General features: G+C 50.1%; 19 protein-coding genes, 2 tRNA genes and 3 rRNA genes. 17 read left to right on the top strand and 7 right to left on the bottom strand.

Going from position 1 to position 21,804, the window contains the following annotated elements:
• The first annotated feature begins 18 nt into the window (after positions 1–18).
• The 14 genes from purU (at position 19) to JQU52_RS03730 (ending at position 9,237) form a co-directional block, all read left to right on the top strand.
• Positions 19–891, top strand: a complete 873-nt coding sequence (gene purU / locus JQU52_RS03795; RefSeq protein ID WP_230339823.1) for a formyltetrahydrofolate deformylase — start codon at positions 19–21, stop codon at positions 889–891.
• Positions 891–1,454, top strand: coding sequence for a hypothetical protein (locus JQU52_RS03790; protein ID WP_230339822.1), 564 nt, complete (start codon positions 891–893; stop codon positions 1,452–1,454). Before purU ends, JQU52_RS03790 begins: the two co-directional genes overlap by 1 nt.
• A gap of 148 nt (positions 1,455–1,602) precedes the next feature.
• Positions 1,603–2,205, top strand: coding sequence for a ClbS/DfsB family four-helix bundle protein (locus JQU52_RS03785; protein WP_230339821.1), 603 nt, complete (start codon positions 1,603–1,605; stop codon positions 2,203–2,205).
• 62 nt (positions 2,206–2,267) lie between these two features.
• Positions 2,268–2,552 (top strand): hypothetical protein, encoded by a 285-nt coding sequence (locus JQU52_RS03780; protein ID WP_230339820.1) that lies wholly within the window; start codon positions 2,268–2,270, stop codon positions 2,550–2,552.
• Positions 2,553–2,852: 300 nt separating this feature from the next.
• Positions 2,853–4,223 carry a replication initiation factor domain-containing protein gene (locus JQU52_RS03775; protein ID WP_230339819.1) on the top strand — a complete coding sequence of 457 codons (1,371 nt, stop codon included), beginning with the start codon at positions 2,853–2,855 and terminating at the stop codon, positions 4,221–4,223.
• Positions 4,220–4,516, top strand: a complete 297-nt coding sequence (locus tag JQU52_RS03770) for a hypothetical protein (protein WP_230339818.1) — start codon at positions 4,220–4,222, stop codon at positions 4,514–4,516. Before JQU52_RS03775 ends, JQU52_RS03770 begins: the two co-directional genes overlap by 4 nt.
• A gap of 67 nt (positions 4,517–4,583) precedes the next feature.
• On the top strand, positions 4,584–4,805 hold the full coding sequence (locus tag JQU52_RS03765) for a hypothetical protein (RefSeq protein ID WP_230339817.1): 222 nt from the start codon (positions 4,584–4,586) through the stop codon (positions 4,803–4,805).
• A gap of 194 nt (positions 4,806–4,999) precedes the next feature.
• A complete protein-coding gene (locus JQU52_RS03760) occupies positions 5,000–5,227 on the top strand; it encodes a hypothetical protein (RefSeq protein WP_230339816.1) in 228 nt (75 codons plus the stop codon).
• 17 nt (positions 5,228–5,244) lie between these two features.
• Positions 5,245–5,550: a hypothetical protein gene (locus JQU52_RS03755; RefSeq protein ID WP_230339815.1), complete on the top strand. Its 306-nt coding sequence runs from the start codon at positions 5,245–5,247 to the stop codon at positions 5,548–5,550.
• Entirely contained in the window at positions 5,550–5,819 is a 270-nt protein-coding gene (locus JQU52_RS03750; protein ID WP_230339814.1) for a hypothetical protein, read from the top strand. The genes JQU52_RS03755 and JQU52_RS03750 overlap by 1 nt, the downstream gene beginning before the upstream one ends.
• Positions 5,816–7,501: a virulence factor TspB C-terminal domain-related protein gene (locus tag JQU52_RS03745; protein ID WP_230339813.1), complete on the top strand. Its 1,686-nt coding sequence runs from the start codon at positions 5,816–5,818 to the stop codon at positions 7,499–7,501. Before JQU52_RS03750 ends, JQU52_RS03745 begins: the two co-directional genes overlap by 4 nt.
• On the top strand, positions 7,498–7,785 hold the full coding sequence (locus JQU52_RS03740) for a DUF2523 family protein (RefSeq protein ID WP_230339812.1): 288 nt from the start codon (positions 7,498–7,500) through the stop codon (positions 7,783–7,785). The genes JQU52_RS03745 and JQU52_RS03740 overlap by 4 nt, the downstream gene beginning before the upstream one ends.
• An 11-nt stretch (positions 7,786–7,796) precedes the next feature.
• Entirely contained in the window at positions 7,797–8,909 is a 1,113-nt protein-coding gene (locus JQU52_RS03735; RefSeq protein ID WP_230339811.1) for a zonular occludens toxin domain-containing protein, read from the top strand.
• A 10-nt stretch (positions 8,910–8,919) separates the two neighbouring features.
• On the top strand, positions 8,920–9,237 hold the full coding sequence (locus tag JQU52_RS03730) for a hypothetical protein (RefSeq protein ID WP_230339810.1): 318 nt from the start codon (positions 8,920–8,922) through the stop codon (positions 9,235–9,237).
• A 145-nt stretch (positions 9,238–9,382) separates the two neighbouring features.
• On the opposite strand, the gene JQU52_RS03725 is transcribed toward JQU52_RS03730, so the two are convergent.
• On the bottom strand, positions 9,383–9,565 hold the full coding sequence (locus JQU52_RS03725; protein WP_230339809.1) for a hypothetical protein: 183 nt from the start codon (positions 9,563–9,565) through the stop codon (positions 9,383–9,385).
• Between the two features lie 556 nt (positions 9,566–10,121).
• On the opposite strand from JQU52_RS03725, the gene JQU52_RS03720 reads away from it, so the two are divergent.
• The gene (locus tag JQU52_RS03720) at positions 10,122–11,093 is read left to right on the top strand and encodes an IS110 family RNA-guided transposase (RefSeq protein ID WP_230339808.1); all 972 of its coding nucleotides are present in this window, start codon (positions 10,122–10,124) and stop codon (positions 11,091–11,093) included.
• Positions 11,094–11,376: 283 nt separating this feature from the next.
• Here JQU52_RS03720 and rrf read toward each other — a convergent pair.
• From rrf to JQU52_RS03690, 6 genes are all read right to left on the bottom strand, one after another.
• Positions 11,377–11,489 (bottom strand): 5S ribosomal RNA (gene rrf / locus JQU52_RS03715).
• A 231-nt stretch (positions 11,490–11,720) separates the two neighbouring features.
• Positions 11,721–15,031 (bottom strand): 23S ribosomal RNA (locus tag JQU52_RS03710).
• A 484-nt stretch (positions 15,032–15,515) separates the two neighbouring features.
• Positions 15,516–15,591: transfer RNA gene (locus JQU52_RS03705), tRNA-Ala, on the bottom strand.
• Between the two features lie 16 nt (positions 15,592–15,607).
• Positions 15,608–15,684, bottom strand: a tRNA-Ile gene (locus JQU52_RS03700).
• A gap of 203 nt (positions 15,685–15,887) precedes the next feature.
• Positions 15,888–17,427, bottom strand: a 16S ribosomal RNA gene (locus tag JQU52_RS03695).
• The 16S, 23S and 5S rRNA genes sit together here with 2 tRNA genes alongside, the layout of an rRNA operon.
• A gap of 132 nt (positions 17,428–17,559) precedes the next feature.
• A complete protein-coding gene (locus tag JQU52_RS03690; RefSeq protein ID WP_230339807.1) occupies positions 17,560–17,871 on the bottom strand; it encodes a hypothetical protein in 312 nt (103 codons plus the stop codon).
• Positions 17,872–18,254: 383 nt separating this feature from the next.
• Between JQU52_RS03690 and JQU52_RS03685 the strand changes: the two genes are divergently transcribed.
• Both JQU52_RS03685 and JQU52_RS03680 read left to right on the top strand, forming a co-directional pair.
• On the top strand, positions 18,255–20,228 hold the full coding sequence (locus tag JQU52_RS03685) for a propionate--CoA ligase (RefSeq protein ID WP_230339806.1): 1,974 nt from the start codon (positions 18,255–18,257) through the stop codon (positions 20,226–20,228).
• Between the two features lie 231 nt (positions 20,229–20,459).
• Entirely contained in the window at positions 20,460–21,617 is a 1,158-nt protein-coding gene (locus tag JQU52_RS03680) for an alpha-hydroxy acid oxidase (RefSeq protein ID WP_230339805.1), read from the top strand.
• Positions 21,618–21,804: the final 187 nt, after the last annotated feature.

Raw genomic sequence — 21,804 nt, 5'->3', positions numbered from 1 at the left:
CCCTATCCCAACACCAATATGAACCCATCCAACCCGCCCCGCCACAGCGCCACCCTGCTGATTAATGCCCCCGACCAAAAAGGTCTGGTGGCCGCCATTGCCCAATTTTTGCTGCAACACAACGCCAACATCCTCCATGCCGACCAACACCAAGACGCCGAAGAAAACCGCTTCCTAATGCGGGTGGAGTGGGATTTGGCTGGTTTTGATTTGCCCATCAACCGCTTTCAGGCAGCCTTTTCTCCCATTGCCGAGGTGCGGCAAATGCAGTGGCAATTGCATGTGTCCGACAAACGCCCGCGCATGGCGGTGTTTGTATCACAATACGAACATTGCCTGGTCGACTTAATGCACCGCTACCGCATCGGCGAATTGGGCTGCGACATTCCCTTGGTCATCGGCAATCACGAATCCATGCGCCACTTGGTTGAATACAACGGCATCCCCTTCTACCATATTCCGGTGAGCGCCGACACCAAAGCACAGGCCGAAGCCACCCAACTGGCGCTGCTGCAAGAAGCGGCGGTGGATGTGATTGTGTTAGCACGCTATATGCAGGTATTGTCGCCCGCGTTTGTGGCCGCCTACCCCAACCGCATTATCAACATCCACCACAGCTTTTTGCCCGCGTTTGACGGCGCCCGCCCCTATCACCGCGCCCATGCCCGCGGCGTTAAACTGATTGGCGCCACCAGCCACTACGTCACCAACGATTTGGACGAAGGGCCGATTATCGAGCAAGAAGTGACCCGCGTATCCCATCGCGACAACGTGGCTGATTTGGCCGAAAAAGGCCGCGATTTAGAAAAAGTGGTGCTCAGCCGCGCCGTAAAATGGCATTTGCAAAGCCGCGTTTTATCCTATAACAACCGTACGGTGGTATTCGACTGATGTACACCCTCTTCCTCGACGCCCTGGCCGCCCTGCGCCTACGCTTTCACCCTGCCGCACACTACCGCTACAATCCGGCGGTAATTATCGGCGCCTTGCTGGTGGTGGGCGCCATCAACGCCGCCGCCATGGCGCCCTTATTTGGCAGCCACACCGGTGCCCTAGCCTTTGGCGTGGCACTCACCATCCTCAAATGGGCGGTACTCAGCACCATCATGGCCAAGGTATTGCATTACTACGGCGCACCCAAAATGCAGCTCTACGGCTTTATCGCCATGACCGAGCTCTTGGCCGCCCCACTGATTGCCATGCTCTACTGGCCGCAACACCTCGGCTTGGTGGGCACCCTGTGGCAAGCATGGATATTCGTGGTGCAAATCATCGGCCTCACCCGCTTAAGCGGCCAAAGCGGCCTTAAAGTATTGCTCGGCTACCTTGCCTATTTCATCATCCTGATGCTCGCCGGCAGCCTGCTGCTGATGATATTCAACGCCATGGGCTGGCTCGACATCCAAGCACTGGCCGCCGAAATGCAGAAAATCACTCAAACACCGCAGCCATAATATTCATTTGCGGCTTAAAACAAGGCTGCCTGAAAACGTAGTTTTCAGGCAGCCTTTTGATTTGATTCAAACCCATCAAATTAAAATTGATTAGAATATTGCGCACAATGCCTTATTTTCCAAGCAAGTTTTTAAAAAGGAGCATGTCATGGCAAGGGCAACAACAAAATCAGACTTACTCAATGCCGCACAAAACCAATACCGACAACTCAACTTGCTGATTACCAATTTAAGCGATACTGAACTATCCACCCCTTTCGACTTTTCAAAAGATGAACGCAAGAAAGAAGCCCATTGGCAACGGGATAAAAATCTTCGCGATGTTTTAATCCATCTTTATGAGTGGCATCAGCTATTGCTTGATTGGGTTGATGCAAATCAAAACGGCAAAAATAAACCATTTCTGCCGCCCCCGTACAACTGGAAAACCTATGGTGAAATGAATAGGATGTTTTGGCAGCAACATCAAAATACCCCGTTGGAAAAAGCAAGTGATATGCTGGCGCAATCCCATCAGCAAGTATTAAATTTGGCAGAACGGTTTACCGATAATGAACTGTTTGCCAAGGGCGCATTCCAATGGGTGGGCGGCAGCACCTTAGGTGCCTATTTTGTCAGCGCAACTGCCAGCCATTATGATTGGGCAATCAAAAAATTAACCGCACATCAAAAAATTGTAGACATCAACAAGATTTATAGCGGATTGCATAAAGCTACCTTATATATTAGCCCCCAATCCAAGGGGTCTTGACAAACTTAAATTCTTTTAATTCCCAAGCCCCTTTACTTACCTAAAGTTGAGGGGCTTTAATCATGTCAGAACGTCAATATCCTTGTTTTTTTCTTCGTAAAACCGCGGACGCTTCAGCTTTATTTTTTGAATTGTCTCCATCTGAATTTTTTTGCGTTAAAGTATTTTGGTCAAATTTACATCATAAAGAAATCTCAGATTACGTATTTAATACTGCCCGCGGCGTTCCAAAAGTTCCCATTTATTCCGATATTCCGCTTGTTGATGTACCGTCGTTTCTGACCGTTGAATACGAACAAGTCAAACCCGCCGACATTGCCGCCATGCGCCAGCGGGGTGAGCTATGAGCATCCTCTCCCGCCGCAAACCCAAAACGACCTCAGTAAGCTCATGGCCTCCATTGGAAAGCGCGCCAGCCTGCTTTCATTATCAAATGTTGGTTGTCGGCTTCCCCGTTCCTGTTGCGTACATCGTCCGCTACTACCACGGTGCAACCCTGTTGAGTACCGAAAGCCATCCGGTTACGCACAGCAAATTTCCGCAACGCACCAAAATACACGCCTTAAACACAGCGTCCGCCCGATGCAAACAATGGAATCGGGATTACCCAACGCTTTCCGAGTTGCACAATCATGAATAAATACCAAATGCATATCGAAACCGCCAGGCAAATGGCAGAGGCGCATGCGGGGCGTGCCGAAGGCGCGGCCGCAAGCGCCTCTGCTTATGCCCCCGCTAGTAACACGGGGCGACTGGCAAGCGAAGCGTACAGCCACACATTAGTGATGGCGGACGGCAAGCTTGTTGAAATCCCGCTTAAGAAGGGCAGCGGCACCGCAGCTTTCATTGACACCCTCACATTTACGGTCACAGAAGATGTTTTTATCCGTCCCGACCAGATTGGCACAGAGGAAGAAATCGCCGCCAACATCAGCGCTGAGCTTCTTGAAATCATGGGCTACGGCCTCTTTTGCCAGCAAAACGGCAGAAACGGCTACGCCACATCCTACAAAATGGGCGATAAAAAAGTGAACTATGGCTTTGTCGCCATGGGCGGCCAAAACCAACGCGGCAGCATCTGCTTCTACTTCACCGGTGAGGGGCTCGTTGCAGCCAAAAACGGCTGGGAACACCGCCTTTACAGCTACATTAAAGACTATGCCCCGTTTGCCAGAATCACCCGTTGCGACCTCGCACACGACTTCTTAAACGGCGACTACACCCCCGAACAAGCCAAACAAGACTGGGAAGCTGGCTTGTACACAAGCCGCCACACCAAACCAGTAGCCGAATGCGTCGGCAGCGACTGGCTCACCAACGAAAACCGCGGCAAAACCTTCTATGTCGGCAGCCGTAAATCCTCCCGCTTCGCCCGTATTTACGAAAAAGGCAAACAGCTTGGCGACACAGATAGCGCCTGGGTGCGTGTCGAATTAGAGATGAAAAACAAAGACATCATCATCCCGCATGAAGTCTTAATTGAGCCGGGTAAATTCCTAACCGGCGCATATCCTGTATTTATCGAATTGTTTCAGAAGTTTAACGAAGCCATTGCAAAGCCTGAACGCGTAAAAAAGATGCAGGACGTGGGGCATGAGCATGTCCTTAAATATGCCTCCATGCAGGTTTCCCCGGCCATCAAAATGCTTCAGCAAATGGGCTTTACAGATAGCCAGATCGTTGAATGCCTGCTGAATGACAGAGCCGATTTGCCCAAGCGCCTAATGCCCGCGGCATTCGATTGCGACTACATCAACGTTGCCTTTATTCACCAATACAAACGCCTGCCCGTAAATGAGCATGAGCTACTGCAACAGCTTGGTGATGAGCTTTGCCCGCCGCAACGCTACCCGAAGCAAAAAACCGCACAACAACAATATTTGCACCACCTGCAAAAAGTTTTGCCCAATGCCGAAGAAAGAGCAAAAGGCACCGCCCGCCCGTATGACCCATACGGCCATTACTTAACCCCGCATAACATCCTTAATCCCAAATACCATCGAAAGGAAACAACATGAAAGCGACCCTGCTTAAAGTGAAATGGAACCAAGGCAAAACCGACAACGGCACCGAATACGACTACACCCGCGTATTGCTGCAAGTGCCCGTTTACGACAACGCCAAAAACGAATTCGGCCACGATGTGATGGAAGCCGAATACGGCCTTGCCGCTGACCACCACAAGCTGCTTGGACTGAAAGGCAAACTGCCGATGCTGGTTGAGGTTGACATCATGCCCCAAAAGAAAGGCAGCAACATCGTCCAAGTGATTCAGCGCATGGAACCCGTCCAGCCTACGGCCAAGGCTTAAACAAGATTAACGCTCCGGGCGGCGGCGTTAAATCCCCTCGGTAGCCGCCCATTTACAGGTGCTAAAAATGATTGATTACGATGAATATGACGATAGTGAACATGACGATAGTGAATCCGTCAACTTTGTCCTGCCCAATGGTTACACGCCCGATGAGCATCTGGAACTTTTTTATTCAATGCTAAATGAGCTTGAATCTTTACGCCTTGAAATTGCAGAGCTTGAATCTGAGCTTGTAGAGAAAAGGCAGGCTGCGGATGAAATAAACGAATGGCTTAGCAATCAATAGTAGGCCATCAATGAATACAGCATATTACGCAGCAGCCCAAACTGCAAACCAAAGCAATATTTGGGCTTACATGCTAACAGCATTAATCATCATATTGATTGCCATATATTTTTATCACAAATGAATTAATGAATTTCGGCCATGGCAACAGCCGGAATATTTGAAACGTTGCCACTCACTTGAAAGGAAACATCATGAAAGCAATGAACGCATGCCGTAAATACGGCACAAAACTGGCCGCTGTTGGTGGCTTAATGGGTTTGTCCGCCATGTCTGTTGCGGGCCCCATTGCCGACGCAGTCACATCATCAACAGCCGATTTTAAAACCGACTTTACCGCTGTTGGTGGCATTGCCGTCGGCATTGCGCTTATCGGCATCGGCTTTGTTGCCGCAATCCGCATGTTGAAACGCGGTATTTAAGGTTTTGGGGGCGGAACATGGGTTATCAGGTCGGCGGTCAATGCTTCGGCACCGTGCATGAAGCGTCCAATTACAAGATGTCGCAAGTTCTGCCTACCATTACTGCTGACGGGGGGCTTAAAACCCCCGTCTACCATGGCGGACAATGGTATTACGCAGAACAGCCAATCAATCTTAGTTTTCCAGAATGCAACTTGGAAGCCGAATTTAAAGATGGCGTGCTTGTTGCAATTCCACTTGTCGCTTTAATGCTGATTGCTTATTTATTCCGGCTTATTACTCGTCTATTCCGTAAATCATTTGAAGAAAAGGATGTTTTTTAATGCCTAATGATATAAACAACCCAAAACAAATAGAAATTATTCCCGGTTCTTCCGGCTACGAATCGGGCAGCCTTCAGAAAGCCATTACTCAGAATCCAGCTTATTCGTCGGAAGGCTTAAGTACCGATCTGACTTCTGTCGGTTTTATCATGATTGCGATTGGAGCCTTAATTCTCGGTTTTGTTGCCGTTATCAACATGTTCATACCAAAGAAAACCAAAGCAGAGCTTGCGAAATTGCGCAATGCCAGAAGAAAAAAATCGAATTGAAACGAATCATGAGAATAAAGGAAATGCGCAATGATGATTTTAGCCTTTTGTCTTGGCTTTCTTTTTGTCGTTTTGCCGTTTTGGGTATTGTTGTCTTGAGCCTGTGGCCAGGGGCTGCTAGGGCTGATGCAATTCCGCCCCCTTCTTACAGTACGAACCCACCTTCCTATCATCAGTCCTATTACTCTGGTCGTACGCCGGTGGAAGAGGCATTGTACAGTCGTGATGGTCTTTCTCGTGATCGTAAAACAATCGGGAATAGTAGGGATTATTATAATTATTTTCGTGGCTCATCTACTCAATATTCAAATAAGAATGGTGGCATTATTGGTCGTACAGATTTGGGTATAAAAGCAGTTGACGCTTACGGCGCCACCGCACAAGGCAAAATTACCACCACAACCCAACTTCCGCCCACCTCACGCATGGCACAAGGTTTGGGCGGTCTTATTGTCGCCGACCTCGCTACAAGCCACCTCGGCAACCTCAAGCAAAACGGTGCGGCAGACCAGTTCGTGCGCGGAATGGAAAACGGCTCATGGTCTGACGTTGCCGCCGCAGTTGGCAAGCTGTTTGACTGGACAGGCATCGGCTCACGTCTCAACGCAAACCTCAACAACGATGCAGTCCCTACCGCACAGCTACAGCAACAATCCGAAGCCAAAGCCCGCCAACTGTATGACAACTACCAAGCATCAAAGAAACCCATTGACCCCGCCGCTTACAAGCAATATTCAAAGCTCACCATCACCGAGTGGGGTGGCAACCTCAACCTAAAGCGCACAATTATTATTCCTTCCAACTCAGTGGACTGGACAATGATACAAAGCCAGAATTACGAACTGACATTTCCCATGCGCTTCGGCGATGTCGAAGTATGGCCGCAACTGCCTGCCGAAAAGGGCAACTGGATACAGCTTTATAAAACCGATGCCAGCGCCGCCGACATCATCAGATACAACGAACAAAACGCCCCGACCATTGACCAAGTCCTGCCGGGCGAAGCCGCCATCATCAATTTGCTGGCGCAACTGCTTAACGACACCAACCGCAACAACACCGAATTGATTAACGCAATCTGGGGCAGCGGTGTAGCCAACGGCGGCAACACAACAACAACAGTTGACAGCAACAACGTCACCAACAACACCTTTTTAACCAGCGCATACACCCCTGCCGGAACAAACGCCCCCCAACAAACCCAGTTTAAAGTTCAGGCAGATGGCAGCGTTACCGCAACCACAATCCCCCGGCCAGACCTTGCCCCGAACAGCAGCCAAGCCCCGACCCGCGCTGATATTCCCACCGCACCAATCCCCGGTAGCCCCAGCACAACAACCCCGGGCGAAACCAAGCCAACGGAACCGGCAACGGCATCTGCCCCCGACATCTGCTCACAAAACCCCAATGCCGCCATGTGCGCAGAGCTCGGCAATGCCGATTATGAGGACATTGTTTTGCCCAATTCCCCCATTCAAATCAGTTTGAATCCCTTGAACGTCTTTGCATCGAACGGCGTTTGCCCGGCTCCGGTTTCATTTACATTGCTACGCAGCCATCAGCAGATATCTTATGAAAACATGTGTGACGTTGCCGGTAAATCCAGACCTTGGATAATCATGCTGTCCATGTTGTTTTCGTTCACGCTCGTTTATTACGCGCTCGGATTAAGCCAAAAATGAAAACCAGCATAGGAACCTTGCTAACCGCCGTACTGACCACTACCGCGGGCAAAATCATGACCGCCTTGGGTGTCTCCGTTATCAGTTATACCGGCGTTAGCGCCCTTCAGCAGCAGCTAATCAGCCATATTACTCAAGGTTTGGGGCAGACACCCCCTGCCGCTTTGCAGCTCTTTTATATTGCAGGCGGCGGCGTTGCTCTTAACTGGATATTGGGCGCGTTTGCCTTTCTGGCCGGTTGGGGTACTGCTGCCAAGCTTGGTACTGTTTTTAATCGTAAATAGGATGCGCAACCATGATTAGCCTTCTGACCGGTTTGCCCGGTATCGGTAAAACCTCTTTTATGGTTTGGCAGCTTATGACGCGTAAAGACCTTAAAAACCGCCCTTTGTATGTGAAGGGTATTACCGATTTGCAAATTCCCCATCTTACGATTCCCGAAGGTCACGGTATTGAAGATATGCACTTTTGGCTGCCTAAGGGCGCGATTCTTGTCATTGATGAAGCACAGCATTATTTCCGTGGCCGTCCTTCCGGTGCTGCCGTTCCGAACTATGTTAGATGGCTTGAAGAGCACCGGCATAGGGGCGTTGATATATTTGTCTTAACCCAGCACCCGCGCCTTATTGATATCCATCTGCGCAGTCTTATCGGTGAGCACCGCAATATCTCAAAAACCATGCTTGCCGGTTTGCTGCGGCAAACCTATTGGCAGGGCTGCCGCAATCCTGAAAGTCGTGCCGATGTTTCAGATGGTAAAAACTCCGTTTTCTTCCGAAAGAGCAAAGCATTCGGCCTGTATAAATCATCGGCACAGCACACAAAAATCAAAGGCCAGTCCAGCCTTTGGGTTTATAGCCTGCCCGTTTTGCTTATGGCCACCGCATACGGCGCTTATTACGTTAATGCCCGCTACGATGCAATGAAGCAGCCTGAGCGGGCAATAAAGCCTGAAAGCCAGTCTCAGCCGCAAAACGAGAATCAGCCGCAACAGCCTGCGCCGGGCAGTTATCCGATGGCGTCGCAACCGCAGCAGGAGCAGCCGGACAATAATCTGAAACCCGAAGAGTGGCGTCCGTCGATTGACGGCAAACCGTGGACTGCGCCGATTTACAACGCACACAACCGCAACATTCAAACCATGCCTTACCCGGTGGGCTGTGTGCAAAACGGCAACCGTTGCACCTGCTATACCGACCAAGGCACCCCGATTCAGGGCATGGATAAGGGTCTGTGTATTGACTTTGTCGAGAATGGCATTTATAACCCCTACAAACAGCCGCAACAGGCCGTTGCAGCGGCGGTTGATACCTCGGTATCAGCGGCAGCGTCAAGCGGCTCTGTGCTGATGCTGGATAGCAAACCCCGGCCGGATTTGATGCCGCCGGATTTTAAAAGTCTGCAGTGAAAGGCGTGTAATGAAGTTTGTTCATTTTAAAGGTTTTGAACATGTTTCTACTTCCCCGGGATTTTTTGCTTTTGAGTATTTTTTTGAAGATAATGCGCTTTTTTTAACCCGTATTCCCGGTAATTCTCAGCCGCTAAATCATGCTTTGGGTGCTTTGGTGCTTGATGCAGATCAGGCTCAGTTTTTACTTCACACGCTGAATACAATTTCCGAATTTGATTTGACAGACAAAGGCAAGAGCCTCAGTTATAACACCCGTTCGGCATTGGAGCGCATGGTTTTGTTTTTAGACACTGTAGATGTCCAACCAAACAATTCAAATTCTTAGCATTAAATTGCGCACACCTTGCCAACCATGCCTAAAATTTAAGCAAAATAGATTGTTTTTGCCTTCCGGCCGTCGAACTCGACCACAACAAAATGCCAAAACCGCCGAATCTCTCCGGCGGTTTTGTTTTGGCTCTTTCCCTTTCTTATAAAACCGTATAAACGGGCGTGTTTAAGTCAACGCTTGTCCTGCGTGCCGCCTCACGGGCTTTTTCTTCTTCCGGCCATCTGCATACTTCCGTACACACTCTTTCGGTGATGTGCAGATAAACCCGCCAATCCTGTTCGGACCACTTTTGAACCAAAATGCAGGGGTATTGCTTTTCCATGATATTTCCTTTCGGTTTGCTGTTGCCTTACCCCCTATCCGGATGGAGGAGGTTAAGGGAGGGGAAAACGATTAGTGGCGCTTTTTTTTATATCGCTGTGCTGCTTATCCGTCTGTTATCGGCATCGGTCGGGGTGCGATTGGATCAGGCGCGAACAGAAAAAACCGCAAGGGGGAAGGTTTGTAAAGACACAGCTTTACCGTGTCTTTATGAATACCCCCTTGCGGTTTTTTATGTTTGTGCCCCAATCACAGCACCCCGGCCGATGCCGATAACAGCAAGCGGCACAGCGATGTAAAAACAAGCGGAACGGCCGGATTCGGCAATGTTCAATTTATCCTGCTGCTTTGAAATTTAAAATTCCTGAAACGTTTTGCGTTACCATGTCACTGCCATAACGGCAGCTTGTCTTGCGTGACAAGCCACGGCATAAGCACGTAAAAGCTACCGAGCCATCAAGGCTGTTTTTCAGACTGTGCGCCGTAAATTTAAAGTTGAATGGTATCAATAGGTAAAATGCGAATAGCATTAAAGCCTGCATATAAGGAAAAACAACATGAAAAGCTTTACACCGACGGGGTGCGACATATCAAAACTGCATATCGACATCGGATTTTTGATTGATGAAAATGCAATCACGCATATCAAAATTGAAAACAGCCATAAGGGTTATTTGCAGCTGAAACAGCATGTAGATGATTTGAATTTGCAGCCGCACTTCTGCATGGAAGCAACGGGCAATTACTATGAGGACTTTGCCGACTTTCTAACGGATTGCGGTTACAAAGTAAGCGTCATCAACCCGCTTAAAATAAAGAGCTTCGCCAAAACCGAGTTTTTACGAACCAAAACAGACAAACAAGATGCCAAAATGATTGCCCGCTACTGCGACAAAATCAAACCGCAAAGCATCTATGTTAAACCCACTTCAATACAGCATAAAATCAGACGCAACATAGCAGGCTTGCGCCAGCTTAACAAAGACTTAAACGCCATCAAAAACCGCATTAAAGCCGTTAAAGATGCTCACTTGCTCGAAATCTTTAACACCCATCGCAAAATGATTGAATCCAGCATTAAGCAATTGAAACAGCATATTGCCGATTTGACACAGCAATCTCCGGCGGCGGATACCGCAACCAATCTGCAAACCATGCCATCATTCGGCGCAATCACTGCGGCCACGTTATCCCACTTCTTAACCCTCTACCGATTCCAAACAGAAAATCAGTTTGTTGCCTTTGCCGGATTAAGCCCGCAAAAAGAGCAATCTGGAACCAGCGTTAATAAACCGGATAAGCTATCAAAGTACGGCAACAGAACGCTTAAAGGCAGCCTGTATATGTCCGCACTCGTCTGCCTGCGTTGCGGCTATTTCAGCGCTTTTGTAGAGCGCTTAAGACAAAGAAACAAACCCTCAAAAGTCATCATTGTTGCCCTTATGCGCAAACTGGCCGGTATAGCCTGGCACCTCTGGAACAAAGGCGAATCATTCGACCCGGCGCGATACGGTATGCAGAAACCTTAAGCGTGGGTATGGCGACGCAACGCCATGCCTGATGCAAACAGAAAACGCGAATTGCAAGCAATCCGCGTTCGGTTTAGTGTTGCCTAGCGAAACAGCAACACTATTTATAAATATAAATCAATAAGTTAAAATCTTTACACAAATTTTATTTGACCTTGTAACATGGTATCTGAAGTCATGTATTCCTTTTTTATTTTACTGCTTTCAGGCAGCCTAAATCTTGTTATCTTGCCCCCAAAGAACAAGCCCCCGATACGTGAGTATCAGGGGCTTTATATAGGGTGTTTGGCGGTGACCTACTTTCACATGGGTATCCATACTATCATCGGCGCTGAGTCGTTTCACGGTCCTGTTCGGGATGGGAAGGCGTGGGACCAACTCGCTGTGGCCGCCAAACTTAAACTGTCAAATCGGTAAGCCGTTGCCTGTTTGTCAGGCTAAATCAACTGTGTTTGTTGGGTGATGCTGTGTATCGCATGCTCACACTTTCTGTGTAACGCATGACTTCAGTAAGCTTTATTCATTTTCTTCTGTCGTTCATGTCTGCTCAGATTAGCCCGGTTATCAGTTTTCCTGATTCCCGATGCCTGTTGTCTGAACCCTGAACCACGAAGTCCTTCAAATGATAGAGTCAAGCCTCACGAGCAATTAGTATCGGTTAGCTTCATGCATTGCTGCACTTCCACACCCGACCTATCAACGTCCTGGTCTCGAACGTCTCTTTAGTGCGGTCAAGCCGCAAGGGAAGTCTCATCTTCAGGCGAGTTTCGCGCTTAGATGCTTTCAGCGCTTATCTCTTCCGAACTTAGCTACCCGGCGATGCCACTGGCGTGACAACCGGTACACCAGAGGTTCGTCCACTCCGGTCCTCTCGTACTAGGAGCAGCCCCCGTCAAACTTCCAACGCCCACTGCAGATAGGGACCAAACTGTCTCACGACGTTTTAAACCCAGCTCACGTACCACTTTAAATGGCGAACAGCCATACCCTTGGGACCGACTACAGCCCCAGGATGTGATGAGCCGACATCGAGGTGCCAAACTCCGCCGTCGATATGAACTCTTGGGCGGAATCAGCCTGTTATCCCCGGAGTACCTTTTATCCGTTGAGCGATGGCCCTTCCATTCAGAACCACCGGATCACTATGTCCTGCTTTCGCACCTGCTCGACTTGTCGGTCTCGCAGTTAAGCTACCTTTGCCATTGCACTATCAGCCCGATTTCCGACCGGACCTAGGTAACCTTCGAACTCCTCCGTTACTCTTTGGGAGGAGACCGCCCCAGTCAAACTGCCTACCATGCACGGTCCCCGACCCGGATTACGGGTCTGGGTTAGAACCTCAAAGTCACCAGGGTGGTATTTCAAGGACGGCTCCACAAGAACTAGCGTTCCTGCTTCTAAGCCTCCCACCTATCCTACACAAGTGACTTCAAAGTCCAATGCAAAGCTACAGTAAAGGTTCACGGGGTCTTTCCGTCTAGCAGCGGGTAGATTGCATCTTCACAACCATTTCAACTTCGCTGAGTCTCAGGAGGAGACAGTGTGGCCATCGTTACGCCATTCGTGCGGGTCGGAACTTACCCGACAAGGAATTTCGCTACCTTAGGACCGTTATAGTTACGGCCGCCGTTTACTGGGGCTTCGATCCGATGCTTGCACATCTTCAATTAACCTTCCAGCACCGGGCAGGCGTCACACCCTATACGTCCACTTTCGTGTTTGCAGAGTGCTGTGTTTTTAATAAACAGTCGCAGCCACCGATTCTCTGCGACCCTCCGATGCTTACAGAGCAAGTCTTTCACATCAAAGGGCATACCTTCTCCCGAAGTTACGGTATCAATTTGCCGAGTTCCTTCTCCTGAGTTCTCTCAAGCGCCTTAGAATTCTCATCCTGCCCACCTGTGTCGGTTTGCGGTACGGTTCTGATTTAGCTGAAGCTTAGTGGCTTTTCCTGGAAGCGTGGTATCTGTCACTTCACGTCCGTAGACGCTCGTTATCACTTCTCGGTGTTATGAAAGTCCGGATTTGCCTAAACTTTCCACCTACCGGCTTGAACGACCTATTCCAACAGGCCGCTGACATAACCTTCTCCGTCCCCACATCGCACTAAATCAAAGTACGGGAATATTAACCCGTTTCCCATCGACTACGCATTTCTGCCTCGCCTTAGGGGCCGACTCACCCTACGCCGATGAACGTTGCGTAGGAAACCTTGGGCTTTTCGGCGAGCGGGCTTTTCACCCGCTTTATCGCTACTCATGTCAACATTCGCACTTCTGATACCTCCAGCAACCTTCTCAAGTCACCTTCTTCGGCCTACAGAACGCTCCCCTACCATCCAGGAATCAGACTACAGGAATCGGGTATCAGTAACTGCCTTTATTTATTCAGGCTTTTACTGAGTCCTTGCAGCATTTTGGCGATTTCTTCATATGTTTCTCGCCAATATTGCCATTCCGTGTTGCTGATGTACTGTAAATCAAGACAGTATCGCAGCCAGACGCGCATTTCGTCTGCTGAGCCGATACTGATCAGGATGTATCTTTTAAATTCTGCTGGCGACTGGCTTCTTTTGCCATAGCCTTCAGCAAGATTTGAACAGATGCTTTTGCTGGCGCGTCTAATTTAATCGGCCAGTGCGTATTGTTCGATTTGTGGAAATTCCAAACTGCTGCGGTGTATCTCTAAGGAGATACGGTACGCTTTTGAAATACCTGCAAATCTTCGAATCGCTGTGCTTTCATCCTGATTCCTGATTCCTGTAGTCTGATTCCTGAATCCGCAGCTTCGGTTATAGATTTGAGCCCCGTTACATCTTCCGCGCAGGACGACTCGACCAGTGAGCTATTACGCTTTCTTTAAATGATGGCTGCTTCTAAGCCAACATCCTGGCTGTCTGGGCCTTCCCACTTCGTTTACCACTTAATCTATCATTTGGGACCTTAGCTGGCGGTCTGGGTTGTTTCCCTCTTGACAACGGACGTTAGCACCCGCTGTCTGTCTCCCGAGGAATCACTTGATGGTATTCTTAGTTTGCCATGGGTTGGTAAGTCGCAATGACCCCTAGCCATAACAGTGCTTTACCCCCATCAGTGTCTTGCTCGAGGCACTACCTAAATAGTTTTCGGGGAGAACCAGCTATCTCCGAGTTTGTTTAGCCTTTCACCCCTATCCACAGCTCATCCCCGCATTTTGCAACATGCGTGGGTTCGGACCTCCAGTACCTGTTACGGCACCTTCATCCTGGCCATGGATGGATCACTCGGTTTCGGGTCTACACCCAGCAACTAGTCGCCCTATTAAGACTCGGTTTCCCTGCGCCTCCCCTATCCGGTTAAGCTCGCTACTGAATGTAAGTCGTTGACCCATTATACAAAAGGTACGCAGTCACGGAACTTGTCCGCTCCCACTGTTTGTATGCATCAGGTTTCAGGTTCTATTTCACTCCCTCCCGGGGTTCTTTTCGCCTTTCCCTCACGGTACTGGTTCACTATCGGTCGATGATGAGTATTTAGCCTTGGAGGATGGTCCCCCATGTTCAGACAGGATTTCTCGTGTCCCGCCCTACTTGTCGTATGCTTAGTACCACTGATGAGATTTCGAATACGGGGCTTTCACCCACTATGGCCAACTTTCCCAAGTTGTTCTTCTATCTCAACAGCTATCACATACAGGCTCTTCCGTGTTCGCTCGCCACTACTTACGGAATCTCGGTTGATTTCTTTTCCTCCGGGTACTTAGATGGTTCAGTTCTCCGGGTTCGCTTCTCATAACCTATGTATTCAGTTATGGATACCGCACAAAATGCGGTGGGTTTCCCATTCGGACATCGCGGATCACAGCTCTATTGCCAGCTCCCCGCGCTTTTCGCAGGCTTACACGTCCTTCGTCGCCTATCATCGCCAAGGCATCCACCTGATGCACTTATTCACTTGACTCTATCATTTCAAGAACCTCTTTGACTTGGCTTCGCTCCCGTTGACTAGGGGCTAGGCTAGAAGTACTTACTTTGATAAAGCTTACTGCTTTGTTGTGTGACACATTCTGCCTTTTGTGTTCAGAATGTGTCCGATACAATCATCACCCAAATTGTTGTGGCTTGGCTGTGCAAGTTGGCCAACCACCCTTTCAGGCAGCCTTTAACTTGCTGAAATACGGGCTCTTGCAAGAACCTGTACTTCCATCCAAACCAACATTGTCTTTGTTTGTTGATTTCGGCTTTCCAATTTGTTAAAGATCGATGCGTTGCTTTTTACCGGCTTGTGCCAGCTTTACTTCGCAAATCAAAGAACACTATAAGCAGTACTGATTTATTAATCAGCCCTGTTTTTCAGTATGCTTTGATTTGTAAAGTAAGATTGAGGCTTGTTGTTGCTTTGTTGCTTTGTTGCTTTTTTGATTCCCCTCATCGCTTGCTGATGATGGTGGAGGCAAACGGGATCGAACCGATGACCCCCTGCTTGCAAAGCAGGTGCTCTACCAACTGAGCTATGCCCCCATAAGGGTCAAGGTAATGGTGGGTCTGGGAGGACTTGAACCTCCGACCCCACGCTTATCAAGCGTGTGCTCTAACCAGCTGAGCTACAAACCCATGAGGTCTTTGCTATCCATTCATTCAAACCATCCATTTTATTGGCTTGTTCTTCTGAATCGATATTCTTTCTTTCGCATCTTTATACACAACGGAATCGGTTCTCGCTACGGTAGTCAATTTCTATCCTGATTCCCGTCACCTGACATCCGATTCCTGATTACCGATAAGTGTGAGTACGACCCGCCTCTTCTTTTCTCTAGAAAGGAGGTGATCCAGCCGCAGGTTCCCCTACGGCTACCTTGTTACGACTTCACCCCAGTCATGAAGCATACCGTGGTAAGCGGGCTCCTTGCGGTTACCCTACCTACTTCTGGTATCCCCCACTCCCATGGTGTGACGGGCGGTGTGTACAAGACCCGGGAACGTATTCACCGCAGTATGCTGACCTGCGATTACTAGCGATTCCGACTTCATGCACTCGAGTTGCAGAGTGCAATCCGGACTACGATCGGCTTTCTGAGATTGGCTCCACCTCGCGGCTTGGCTACCCTCTGTACCGACCATTGTATGACGTGTGAAGCCCTGGTCATAAGGGCCATGAGGACTTGACGTCATCCCCACCTTCCTCCGGTTTGTCACCGGCAGTCTCATTAGAGTGCCCAACTGAATGATGGCAACTAATGACAAGGGTTGCGCTCGTTGCGGGACTTAACCCAACATCTCACGACACGAGCTGACGACAGCCATGCAGCACCTGTGTTACGGTTCCCGAAGGCACAGCTCTATCTCTAAAGCCTTCCGTACATGTCAAGACCAGGTAAGGTTCTTCGCGTTGCATCGAATTAATCCACATCATCCACCGCTTGTGCGGGTCCCCGTCAATTCCTTTGAGTTTTAATCTTGCGACCGTACTCCCCAGGCGGTCAATTTCACGCGTTAGCTACGCTACTAAGGCATCAAGTACCCCAACAGCTAATTGACATCGTTTAGGGCGTGGACTACCAGGGTATCTAATCCTGTTTGCTACCCACGCTTTCGAGCATGAACGTCAGTGTTATCCCAGGAGGCTGCCTTCGCCATCGGTATTCCTCCACATCTCTACGCATTTCACTGCTACACGTGGAATTCTACCTCCCTCTGACACACTCTAGTTACCCAGTTTCAAGCGCCATTCCCAAGTTGAGCTCGGGGATTTCACACCTGACTTAAATAACCGTCTGCGCTCGCTTTACGCCCAGTAATTCCGATTAACGCTTGCACCCTACGTATTACCGCGGCTGCTGGCACGTAGTTAGCCGGTGCTTATTCTTTGGGTACCGTCATGACCCAACGCTATTAACGCCAGGCTTTTCTTCCCCAACAAAAGTACTTTACAACCCGAAGGCCTTCTTCATACACGCGGCATGGCTGGATCAGGGTTGCCCCCATTGTCCAAAATTCCCCACTGCTGCCTCCCGTAGGAGTCTGGACCGTGTCTCAGTTCCAGTGTGGCGGATCATCCTCTCAGACCCGCTACTGATCGTCGCCTTGGTGGGCTCTTACCCCACCAACTAGCTAATCAGATATTGGCCGCTCGAATAGTGCCAGGCCCGAAGGTCCCCAGCTTTCCTCCTCAGAGCGTATGCGGTATTAGCCATCCTTTCGGACAGTTATCCCCGCTACTCGGTACGTTCCAATATATTACTCACCCGTTCGCCACTCGCCGGCAGAAGTGCAAGCACTTCCCCGCTGCCGTTCGACTTGCATGTGTAAAGCATGCCGCCAGCGTTCAATCTGAGCCAGGATCAAACTCTTATGTTCAATCTTAGCTTTAATACTGTTAGAGCCAGGCAAAACCCAACTCCATACTGGTCTGCTTCTCAAAGAAAAAACAGAGAATGATGCATACCGGCAGAAACCCACCGGCAAACATTCATGTCTTGTCTTTACTTCTTAAACAGTGTGAGGCTTGTCGCACTCACACTTATCGGTAATCTGTTTGTTAAAGAGCCATCCCAAAACCGAAGCAACGAAACCACTTTGTGGTATAATTTTCTCTTCCGTCTCGACTTCGCTGCAGCAGCGAAGAAAGCGAACTATACGCAAACCAATCCAAACCGTCAACACCCATTCGCAAAAATCTATACCCAAAACCAGCAAATCGCTAAAATTTAAAAGAATATTATTCGGAATGTCTTGCGGAAATAATCTAAGAATCACCATCAACAAAGCAAAAATCAATAACAAAATAGCTACAACAAACATCAATAAAGCTTTCAGGCAGCCTACATAGGCTGCCTGAAAATATATCGATTCTTTCTTTATAGCTTTGCCTTTGCTGTATCAATATATTCCGCTATAGGGCTCCCCATGCGTCGGCGATGACCCAAAGCCGGGTTGGACGCCCTTAAAAACCATGCTGCCGCAACAATAATTTAATCGCATGAATACATTGCACTCATGCCTGAAATCCGCTAAATTTCGTTACTAGAGCAGAAACTTAATACCATAATAAGCCACAGCGGCAAACACACACAGCACCTTCGTGCCCCTGTATTTGGGAGCGAGGTGCTGTTGTAATGTATGCCACCTACGGTTTCTTTCATTCACTACACCACCCATAAGAATAATCAACACAAAGGAGCATCATGAACTACGCCGAATTCCACCAACGTTCAATTGAAGACAAAGCCGCCTTCTGGGGCGAGCAAGCGCGATTGATTGACTGGCACAAAGCCCCGGAGCAAGTGCTGGACTTCAGCAATCCGCCGTTTGCGCGCTGGTTTGTGGATGGTGAGCTGAATTTGAGCCACAACTGCATCGACCGCCATTTGGCCGAACGTGCCGAACAAAATGCGATTGTGTGGCTCTCCACCGAAATCAACCGTGCCTTGCTGGCAGAGAAACCGGCGGTTCAGGCAGCCTTTGATGATTTAGGTGCGCGCATTATCGTGGAAGACGGCTGTGTGAAACGCCACATCAGCTATCGCGAGTTTCACCAAGAGGTGAATTACTTTGCCGATGTATTGCAGCGCTTGGGCGTGGATCGTGGCGACCGGGTGGTGATTTACATGCCGATGATTGCCGAAGCGCTGTTTGCCATGCTGGCTTGCGCACGCTTGGGTGCGATTCATTCGGTGGTGTTCGGCGGCTTTGCCGCCCACAACTTGGCCATGCGCATCGACGACGCCCAGCCCAAAGTGCTGATTACCGCCGATGCAGGTATGCGCGGCGGCAAAGTGGTGCCGTACAAGCATTTGGTCGACAGCGCGGTGGAGCAGGCCGAATTCAAACCCGAGCATGTATTGGTGGTGAACCGTGGCTTGGACGCCGCCATGCCGCAGCAAAATTGGGATGTGGACTACGCCACCATGCGCCACAACAGCGTGGACCGCCAAGCCAGCGTGCCTTGCGCTTGGATGAAGTCCACCGATCCTTCTTATATTCTTTATACCTCCGGCACCACCGGTAAGCCCAAAGGCGTGCAGCGCGATATTGGCGGCTATGCGGTGGCGCTGGCGGCTTCCATGAACCACATCTACGACTGCCGCCCCGGCGAAGTGTTTTGGTCTACTTCCGACATCGGCTGGGTGGTGGGGCACTCTTATATAGTATATGCCCCCCTGCTGCACGGCATGACCACCATTGTTTACGAAGGCCTACCCACCAATCCCGACCCGGGCATCTGGTGGCGCACCATTGCCGAATACCGCGTAACCGCGCTGTTTTCTTCGCCCACCGGCGCACGCATCCTCAAAAAACAAGATCCGGCATGGATGGACAAATACGACCTCTCCAGCCTGCAATACTTCTTCTTGGCCGGTGAACCCTTGGATGAGCCCACCGCCTCTTGGCTGGCCGACAACCTTGACGCCGCCATTGTCGACAACTATTGGCAAACCGAAACCGGCTGGCCGCTGCTGTCTTACCTGCCCGGCGTGGATTTAAAACCGCTGCGCTACGGCTCGCCCGGCATGCCGGTATACGGCTACGATGTCACCATCCGCAATGAAGCCACCGGCGCGCCGTGCCAACCGAATGAAAAAGGCCTGCTCACCGTACAGCCGCCCTTGCCGCCGGGCTGCTTAGCCACCGTGTGGGGGGATGACAAGCGCTTTATCAGCAGCTATTTTTCCGAATTTGACGGCAGCTACTACTCTACTTCCGACTGGGCGGTGCAAGACGAAGACGGCTACTACTTTATCTTGGGGCGCACCGACGACGTGATTAACGTGGCCGGCCATCGCTTGGGCACCCGCGAAATCGAAGAAGCCATTTGCGGCCATCCGCTGGTGGCCGAAGTGGCCGTGGTGGGCAAAGCCGATGAACTCAAAGGCCAAGTACCGATTGCCTTTTGCACCTTAAAAGACAACAGCGCCATGGATTCGGCCGACAAACGCGCCGCACTGGAAAAAGAAGTGTTTGCCGAAGTGGTGAAACAGCTGGGTGCCGTGGCACGCCCGGCCGAAGTGTATTTCACCCTCACCCTGCCCAAAACCCGCTCCGGCAAACTGCTGCGCCGCTCGATTCAGGCCGTGGCCGAAGGGCGCGACCCGGGTGACTTGTCTACGCTGGACGACCCGAATGCCTTGGCTGGCATTCAGGAAATCATGCGCGGCTAAATCCGCGGTTTAATTCACCACAAGGCTACCTGAAAGCCTTATAAATGGCTTTCAGGTAGCCTTCACCTCATCATCTACCGCACACCCAACAACATCAGCATGATTAATATCGAACAAAAAAATCACCATATCCGAAAATAGGCATTGTTTTTTTGCGCCAAATGCGCAAGAATCGCGGTTTAAGCCATTGGCTCTAAATGGCATGCCCAAACCCAGCAAAGGTGGACTCTCATGAAACGTGATCTTAGCAAAATGACCTGCATCGAAGACCTGCGCCGCGTGGCTCAGCGCAAAGTGCCGAAAATGTTTTACGACTATGCCGACTCCGGCTCATGGACTGAAACCACCTATCGCGAAAACAGCAGCGACTTCCAACACATCAAGCTGCGCCAAAAAGTGCTGGTGGACATGGAAAACCGCAGCCTGGCCACCAAAATGATTGGCCAAGAAGTCAGAATGCCCGTGGCCATCGCCCCCACCGGCTTTACCGGCATGCAACATGCCGACGGCGAAATTTTGGCCGCTCGCGCCGCCGAAAAATTCGGCGTGCCGTTTACCTTATCCACCATGTCCATCTGCTCGATTGAAGATGTGGCCGAAAACACCAGCGCCCCGTTTTGGTTTCAGCTGTATGTGATGCGCGACCGCGAATTTATGGAAGACCTCATCCGCCGCGCCAAAGAAGCCAAATGCTCGGCACTGATGCTCACCGCCGACTTGCAAGTACTGGGCCAGCGCCACAAAGACATCAAAAACGGCCTGTCCGCACCACCCAAGCCCACCTTGATGAATTTGCTCAACTTGGCCACCAAGCCTGAGTGGTGCATGAAAATGCTCAATACCGAGCGACGCACCTTCCGCAATATTGTTGGCCATGCCAAAAACGTGGGCGATTTGTCGTCGCTGTCATCGTGGACATCCGAGCAATTCGATCCGCGCCTAAGCTGGGACGATGTGGCTCGCATCAAAGACCTGTGGGGCGGCAAGCTGATTATCAAAGGCATTATGGAGCCGGAAGATGCGGAGATGGCGGTAAAAAGCGGTGCCGATGCCCTAGTGGTGTCGAATCACGGCGGCCGCCAGCTCGACGGCGCTGTGTCCAGCATCAAAGCCCTGCCCGATGTGGTGTCGGCCGTGGGCAGCGAAATTGAAGTGTGGCTCGACAGCGGCATTCGCAGCGGCCAAGACATACTCAAAGCCTGGGCCTTAGGCGCCCGTGGTACCTTAATCGGCCGCGCCTTCCTTTATGGCTTGGGCGCTTACGGCGAAGAAGGCGTTACCCGCGCGCTGGAGATCCTCTATAAAGAAATGGATATTTCCATGGCCTTCACCGGCCACCGTAATATTCAGGATGTAACCAAAGATATTTTGGTTAAAGGCACGTATTGATGTATTAAAGGCTGCCTGAAAATAAAAACACCGCCATCTGATTTAGCAGATGGCGGTGTTTTTGCTTTAACCGCTGGTGAAGCATCATCAAAGCATATAATACCAATTCAAAAAATAAGATAACAAAGTCGTTCGCTTAGCGCGTAGGCGAGCCAACGCAGTTAGGTTATTTTTTAGGATTGGTATA

This window comes from Paralysiella testudinis (assembly GCF_016894345.1).
In the GTDB taxonomy this organism is placed as follows: domain Bacteria; phylum Pseudomonadota; class Gammaproteobacteria; order Burkholderiales; family Neisseriaceae; genus Paralysiella; species Paralysiella testudinis.
The sequence above is the reverse complement of the archived record's forward strand: the minus strand, read 5'-3'. Positions and strand labels throughout refer to the sequence as shown.

Coding starts and splice junctions, on each gene's coding strand:
- JQU52_RS03785 (WP_230339821.1), top strand. CDS start 1,603: ATGGCAAGGGCAACAACAAAATCAGACTTACTCAATGCCGCACAAAAC.
- JQU52_RS03765 (WP_230339817.1), top strand. CDS start 4,584: ATGATTGATTACGATGAATATGACGATAGTGAACATGACGATAGTGAA.
- JQU52_RS03755 (WP_230339815.1), top strand. CDS start 5,245: ATGGGTTATCAGGTCGGCGGTCAATGCTTCGGCACCGTGCATGAAGCG.
- JQU52_RS03760 (WP_230339816.1), top strand. CDS start 5,000: ATGAAAGCAATGAACGCATGCCGTAAATACGGCACAAAACTGGCCGCT.
- purU (WP_230339823.1), top strand. CDS start 19: ATGAACCCATCCAACCCGCCCCGCCACAGCGCCACCCTGCTGATTAAT.
- JQU52_RS03680 (WP_230339805.1), top strand. CDS start 20,460: ATGAAACGTGATCTTAGCAAAATGACCTGCATCGAAGACCTGCGCCGC.
- JQU52_RS03750 (WP_230339814.1), top strand. CDS start 5,550: ATGCCTAATGATATAAACAACCCAAAACAAATAGAAATTATTCCCGGT.
- JQU52_RS03725 (WP_230339809.1), bottom strand. CDS start 9,565: ATGGAAAAGCAATACCCCTGCATTTTGGTTCAAAAGTGGTCCGAACAG.
- JQU52_RS03735 (WP_230339811.1), top strand. CDS start 7,797: ATGATTAGCCTTCTGACCGGTTTGCCCGGTATCGGTAAAACCTCTTTT.
- JQU52_RS03775 (WP_230339819.1), top strand. CDS start 2,853: ATGCATATCGAAACCGCCAGGCAAATGGCAGAGGCGCATGCGGGGCGT.
- JQU52_RS03730 (WP_230339810.1), top strand. CDS start 8,920: ATGAAGTTTGTTCATTTTAAAGGTTTTGAACATGTTTCTACTTCCCCG.
- JQU52_RS03690 (WP_230339807.1), bottom strand. CDS start 17,871: ATGTTTGTTGTAGCTATTTTGTTATTGATTTTTGCTTTGTTGATGGTG.
- JQU52_RS03685 (WP_230339806.1), top strand. CDS start 18,255: ATGAACTACGCCGAATTCCACCAACGTTCAATTGAAGACAAAGCCGCC.
- JQU52_RS03740 (WP_230339812.1), top strand. CDS start 7,498: ATGAAAACCAGCATAGGAACCTTGCTAACCGCCGTACTGACCACTACC.
- JQU52_RS03780 (WP_230339820.1), top strand. CDS start 2,268: ATGTCAGAACGTCAATATCCTTGTTTTTTTCTTCGTAAAACCGCGGAC.
- JQU52_RS03720 (WP_230339808.1), top strand. CDS start 10,122: ATGAAAAGCTTTACACCGACGGGGTGCGACATATCAAAACTGCATATC.
- JQU52_RS03790 (WP_230339822.1), top strand. CDS start 891: ATGTACACCCTCTTCCTCGACGCCCTGGCCGCCCTGCGCCTACGCTTT.
- JQU52_RS03770 (WP_230339818.1), top strand. CDS start 4,220: ATGAAAGCGACCCTGCTTAAAGTGAAATGGAACCAAGGCAAAACCGAC.